A 6617-nucleotide genomic window follows, 5' to 3' on the forward strand; every position below is an offset into this window, starting at 1 on the left:
AATGGATTTAATCTCTTTTAAAATACTCAAAAGCGCGAAAGATGGCACAACAAAAACCAATTGATCACAATTTTGAACTAGCTCTTTCAATGAATCAGTGGCAATAATATTTTCTGGATACTGAATATTGGGTAAATATTTGGGGTTGTATCGAGTTTCTTGAATGACTTTAATATCATCCTTATTATGTCCCCACAACATCACATTTTCAATGCGAGCAATATGCATCGCTAATGCACTGCCCCAAGAACCACTACCTAAAACGCCTATCATTTTTCCCCCTTAAATTTTATACAAAAATAAAGCCCGCATTGCGGGCTCTATATTATACAAATTTATACTCTGATAATAGTCAGATTAGAAATCGTGACGGATACCGATTGAAACTGTATCACGGTTATCTTTAGTGCGTTGTTGGTTACCCCACGCATCTACATTGTTAGCATCGTTAAACACTTTACGATTTTCTTTCGCATATTCTACCCATACTTTAGTACGCGTAGATAATTTTTGTTCAAAACCAACAGCCCAAACAGTCATTTTATTTTTCTTAGTTGCTTCACCAGTACCTAAGAATTCATTACGATCACCTTTGTATTTTACTTGAGCTTGACCGAATGTTGCACGGATTGTGCTGAAGTAATCAGGACCGAATGAGAAATGAGCACCTAAGTCCCAACCAGTTGAAGATACTTTGTATGGAGAACCTGAAAGTGTATTACCAGCAAAATCTGTTGTTGCTTTACGGCCACGGCTACCACCACCGAAGTCAGCATTCACACCAAATTGTTCATTTTTGAAACCAACGTTCAAACCGTAAGTATTAGCACGTTTGTTATCTTTTACTAAATCAGCACCTAAGTAAGCTGCTTTAGCATAGAAACCTGATTCGTGTTCATAGTTCAAGCCAACAGTATAAATATCAAAACCTTTGCTTGAGTTATATGCCATTCCACGATTGCTAGCATTTGTTACATAACCTACATTCTCAGGAGCTTCCGCAATACCTGCTAATACGAAGTTAAAGCCAGACCAAGTTGGAGACACGTAAGCAATTGATTTACCTACGCGAGTTGGCATTGCATCAAAATCCTCAATGTTATCACCTGCTGATGACATCATTACTGTACCAGTTGCGTAACGTAATGCAGAAATAGTACCTAAGTCACCATTTAACTCGTCAGCCTCTGTACCTGCGTTCAAAGATTCAGTAAATGGGTTGTTTTGACGACCCAATGCTACTGTACCCCAATCACCTGAGATACCAACCCATGCTAAACGGTTGAATGCGCCTTTACCATTTTGGCCGCTAGCCATACCATCAAAGCCCCACTCCAATTGGTAAAGAACAGTCATGCCGTTACCTAACTCTTCAGAACCTTTCAAGCCTAAACGTGAACCATAATCTTGCATATCAATACCGCGCTTATTTCTTTTAGCGCCGATGTTGTTGCCCCATACATCTGACTGTGCACCGTAATGGTTTTTACCAACATCCATACCCATACGGATAGAACCATATAATACAGTTTCAGCTGATGCTGCTGTGAACGCCATTGCGCCCGCTAATGCTACTACAACTAAGCTCTTTTTCATTTTGTAAGCTCCAAATTGATTAAAAATAAATTAGATAATGAGTTTCAGCTCATGCTTATCCATGTGGCTAATTTAATACTATTTGTGACTTTAATGCAACTTTTATTTTCATTTTTAATACATTTTATTATATAAATATTACAACAAAATTTAAAAATCCAAACAATTAAAACAAAATCAATGAGTTGAGATGTTGTTTTTTTGATACAGCTATTTTGTTATGCTTATTTTTTTTATGATTAAATCGACAATTTTTTTTGCTTGATCCTGTTTTGTGGAACGAGATAATGTAGTTTTTACATTATTTGTATCAATAATGACAATATTATTCTCATCCTGACCAAAAACCTGCCCTTGAGAAACATCATTAGCACAAATTAAGTCTAAATTTTTAGCATTCAACTTTTTTGTTGCATATTCTATGACATTTTGCGTTTCTGCTGCAAAACCAACCACAAAAGGCTTATCAGACAATGCCGCAACAGTTGCCAATACATCAGGATTTTTCACAAATGATAATGTTAATCCATCTTGGCCATCTGTTTTTTTCATCTTCTGATCAGCAATATTGGCAACACGATAATCAGCAACTGCTGCTGCCCCAACAAAAATATCCGCATCATGAATGTTAGCTAAAACTGCATCTAGCATATTTTGTGCACTTTCCACATGTACAATATTCATGGGTAATTTAGGTTTTGCTTCACAAGGACCGAGTATCAAAGTAACATCCGCACCTTGATCTACGAATGCATCTGCTAAACTACACGCCATTTTGCCACTGGAATGATTACTAATGTAGCGCACAGGATCAATCGCTTCTCTCGTTGGCCCGCCTGTGATCACAACTTTTTGAGCTGATAAAGGTAAATACTTTGGTGACAAGCTGGATAAGACTTGATCACAAATAACTTCGGGCTCTGCCATTCTGCCTTGCCCTACCTCACCACAAGCTTGCTCACCGCTGTCAGGCTCAATCATTACATACAGATGACTTGCCAATAATGTTTGAACATTGGTTTGTGTCATTGGGTTATCCCACATGAAACGATTCATACTTGGTGCGATATGTATTTTTTTAGGTGATGCCAAACACATCGCACTCACTAAATCATCCGCTATACCATTAGCTAATTTTGCAAGCATATTCGCACTACAAGGCGCGATCACAATAGCATCTGCCCAACGTGATAATTCAATATGCCCCATACCCATTTCATGAGCAGGATCTAAAATATTATCCACCACAGCATTGCCAGATAATGCTTGCATTGTCATCGGCGTAATAAACTCTTTAGCACTTTGCGTCATCACAACACGAACATCACAACCTGCTTTTTTCAATAAACGCACCAAATGCGCAGATTTATAAGCAGCAATACTGCCAGTAATGGCAATCACAATTTTTTTCATAACCCTAACCTACAATAAGATAATATCGAATTGCTCAATATTATATAGCGCTTCTGCCTGTAGTTTGATACTCAATTTTGCAAACGTCTGCAATTCCGCTAAATGATGCGCTTCTTCATCTAGCAATTGCTCAATCACATCAGATGATGCCAAAATTAAAATACTATTAATATTAGGATATTGCTTCGCTTCACGTACAACTTCTCGGAAGATTTCATAGCAAATGGTTTCTTTAGTTTTAATATAACCTTTACCTTGGCACGTTGGACATTTTTCACACAAAATATGCTCTAAGCTTTCTCTTGTGCGCTTACGCGTCATTTCAACCAATCCCAAACTTGTCACAGCACTAATTGTGGTACGCGCATTATCCTTAGATAAATGTAACTGTAATTCTTCCAAAACGCTTTGCTGATGTTCTGGATTGATCATATCAATGAAATCAATAATAATCATACCGCCCAAATTACGTAAACGTACTTGATGTGCAATTGCTTGAGCTGCTTCTAAATTTGTTTTAAAAATCGTTTCTTCTAAATTACGATGTCCGACATAACCGCCAGTATTAACATCAATGGTCGTCATCGCTTCAGTTTGCTCAATGATAATATAACCACCTGATTTCAAAGCCACATGATTTGACAAGGCTTTTTCAATCTCTTCTTCGATATTATATAAATCAAAAATAGGGCGTGAGCCTTTATATAATTGCATGTTATCCAATGTTTCAGGCAAAAAATCCTGAGCAAAACTCAACATTCGCTCAAAAGACTCCGTCGCATCCACGCGAATTTGCTGAATACCACGCCCTACATAATCACGCAAAATACGTAGCTCTAAGGGGAAATTACCATAAACCAAATCACCTGCCTTGGACTCTTTCATTTTGACAGAAACATTATCCCAAAGACGAGATAAAAACTGCATATCCGCTCTTAAAACCCAAGGATCAACACCTTCAGCGGCAGTGCGAGCAATGTATGCACCACCCAATTCTGATTGGAAATTACTCAAATGGTCTTTTAAACGCTGACGCTCTTCTTCCTGTTCAATGCGAATAGATACACCAATCACATCACTTTCAGCTAAATACACCAAATAACACGACGGGATCGAGACTTGTGTTGTTAATCTTGCACCTTTTGTACCCAAAGGGTCCTTGATCACTTGCACAACAATTTCTTGCCCTTGATACAAAATCGCTGTGATATCCGCTTTGGGTGGAATAATCACAGGCTTTTCAACATTTTCATCATCACATTCATCAGGCAAAACTTCTTTTTCAATTTCTAAAGAATTCCTCACTGTATGAATATCATTCACATGAAGGAAAGCAGCACGTTCCAAACCAATATCAACAAATGCTGCCTCCATGCCTGGCAATACCCTGACAACTTTGCCTTTATAGATATTGCCCACTAAAAGGTTACGATCAGTCCTCTCAATTAATATTTCTTGCAAGACACCATCTCGCATCACTGCTGCGCGAGTTTCATATGGCGTTTTATTAATTAAGATTTCATCACTCATAATTGTCCTTTTAGTTTGCTCTTCTTTCCAACATTGCAACCGCTGGTAATTCTTTGCCTTCCAAAAATTCTAAGAATGCACCACCTGCTGTTGAAATGTATGAGATGTCAGATGTTAAACCAAATTGCTCAATTGCCGCAACTGTATCACCACCACCCGCAATAGAAAAAGCACTGCTTTGCTTGATTGCTTCACCCAATGCTTTTGTACCAGCAGCAAAACTTGCAAACTCAAATACGCCCACAGGGCCATTCCACACAACTGTTTTTGATTTTAAAATCAATTCAGCATATAGCTTTGCTGTTTCTGGCCCGATATCCATGATCATGTCATCAGCCGTAACGTCTTCAACTTTCTTGACTGTCGCGTCTGTATTAGCATCAAATGCTTTACCTACAACAACATCTATAGGTAATGGAATATTTTTGCCTGTTGCTTTAGCTTTAGCTAATAATGCTTTTGCATCTTCCACTAAATCAGCCTCTACTAAACTTTTACCTACTGGTAAGCCTTGTGCTAACAATAAAGTGTTTGTAATGCCACCTCCTGTGATCAATACATCCACTTTATCTAGTAACTGATTCAATACAGTTAATTTTGTTGATACTTTAGAACCACCAACAATGGCAACAATTGGGCTTTCAGGTGCAACCAAACCTTTTTTCAAAGAGTCTAGCTCTTCTGATAATACTAAACCTGCACATGCAACTTTAGCTTGATCACCAACCCCTACAGTGGAAGCAGCCGCTCTATGCGCTGTAGCAAATGCATCCATCACGAATACATCGCACAATTGAGCCATTTTACCTGCCAACTCAGCATTGTTTTTATTTTCACCCACTAAAAAGCGAGTATTTTCTAATAGTTTAACCTTACCTGGTTCAACTGACACACCATCAATCCAATCACGAACTAAAGGAACATCTTGCCCCAAAGCATTTGTTAACCATTCAGCAACAGGTGCTAAACTAAATTCTGCATCGTAAACGCCTTCATCTGGACGCCCCAAATGAGACATTACTAATACACCCGCGCCTTGCTTCAACGCTTGTTCGATCGTTTTCATTGATGCAACTAAACGTGCATCAGATGTGATTTTTCCATCATGAATGGGTACGTTTAAATCTTCACGGATCAAAACTGTTTTCCCATTCAGATCCAATGCTTCCATTTTGTTGTAATGCATAAATTGATCCTCTTAATTAATTTTTTCTAAATATTTTTCAACATCCAAAGCTGCCATGCAGCCCGTTCCTGCTGATGTAATGGCCTGACGATAAACAGAGTCCATCACATCACCACACGCAAACACACCATCAACACTTGTTGCCGTCGCATTACCTTCAATACCTGAATGCACCTTGATATAGCCATTCACCATATCTAATTGCCCCGCAAACATATCAGTATTTGGATGATGACCAATGGCAATAAATACACCTTGCAATGCGATAGATTGCACATCATTTGTTTGAACATGCTTAATTTTAATGCCATTAACTAAGTTGTTTTCACCCACAACTTCATCCAGTGTGCTATTAAGATGGAGCTCAATTTTGCCCTCTTCAACCTTACGATACAATTTTTCGATCATTATTTTTTCAGCTCTGAACGTATCACGGCGATGGATCAAATGAACTTTAGCGGCAATACCACTTAAATATAAAGCCTCCTCCACAGCTGTGTTACCACCACCAACAACAGCAACCTCTTGATCTTTATAGAAGAAACCATCACAGGTTGCACATGCAGAGACACCTTTACCTTTATAAGCTTCTTCAGATGGCAAACCTAAATATTTAGCGGTTGCGCCTGTTGCAATAATTAACGCTTGGCATTCATAAGTTTCGCTACCACCTTCTAAGACAAAATTTTTGCCTGAAAGATCAACTTTTTCAATATGATCCCAGATCATTTCTGTACCAAAACGTTCAGCATGATCTGCTAGTTTTGTCATTAAAGCGGGCCCCGTTAATCCTTCTTCACCGCCTGGCCAATTATCAATTTCAGTCGTTGTCATTAATTGACCACCTTGCTGAATACCTGTAATAATCACAGGATTTAAATTAGCACGCGCA

5 protein-coding genes and 1 pseudogene are annotated in these 6617 nt (G+C 38.4%); all 6 read right to left on the bottom strand.

Going from position 1 to position 6617, the window contains the following annotated elements; translation table 11 throughout:
* Positions 1-273: pseudogene (locus BZK14_RS07735) on the bottom strand (2-dehydropantoate 2-reductase N-terminal domain-containing protein); the annotation flags it as partial.
* 84 nt (positions 274-357) lie between these two features.
* Positions 358-1596, bottom strand: coding sequence for a porin (locus tag BZK14_RS07740; RefSeq protein WP_077925948.1), 1239 nt, complete (start codon positions 1594-1596; stop codon positions 358-360).
* 210 nt (positions 1597-1806) lie between these two features.
* Positions 1807-3009, bottom strand: a complete 1203-nt coding sequence (gene coaBC / locus BZK14_RS07745) for a bifunctional phosphopantothenoylcysteine decarboxylase/phosphopantothenate--cysteine ligase CoaBC (RefSeq protein WP_077925949.1) — start codon at positions 3007-3009, stop codon at positions 1807-1809.
* A 9-nt stretch (positions 3010-3018) separates the two neighbouring features.
* Positions 3019-4539 (bottom strand): ribonuclease G, encoded by a 1521-nt coding sequence (gene rng / locus BZK14_RS07750; RefSeq protein ID WP_077925950.1) that lies wholly within the window; start codon positions 4537-4539, stop codon positions 3019-3021.
* Between the two features lie 10 nt (positions 4540-4549).
* Entirely contained in the window at positions 4550-5725 is a 1176-nt protein-coding gene (locus BZK14_RS07755) for a phosphoglycerate kinase (protein WP_077925951.1), read from the bottom strand.
* 12 nt (positions 5726-5737) lie between these two features.
* The coding region (trxB, locus tag BZK14_RS07760) for a thioredoxin-disulfide reductase (RefSeq protein WP_077925952.1) at positions 5738-6617 on the bottom strand (880 nt) is incomplete at its 5' end.

Source organism: Wohlfahrtiimonas larvae, assembly GCF_002006755.1.
GTDB lineage: Bacteria > Pseudomonadota > Gammaproteobacteria > Cardiobacteriales > Wohlfahrtiimonadaceae > Wohlfahrtiimonas > Wohlfahrtiimonas larvae.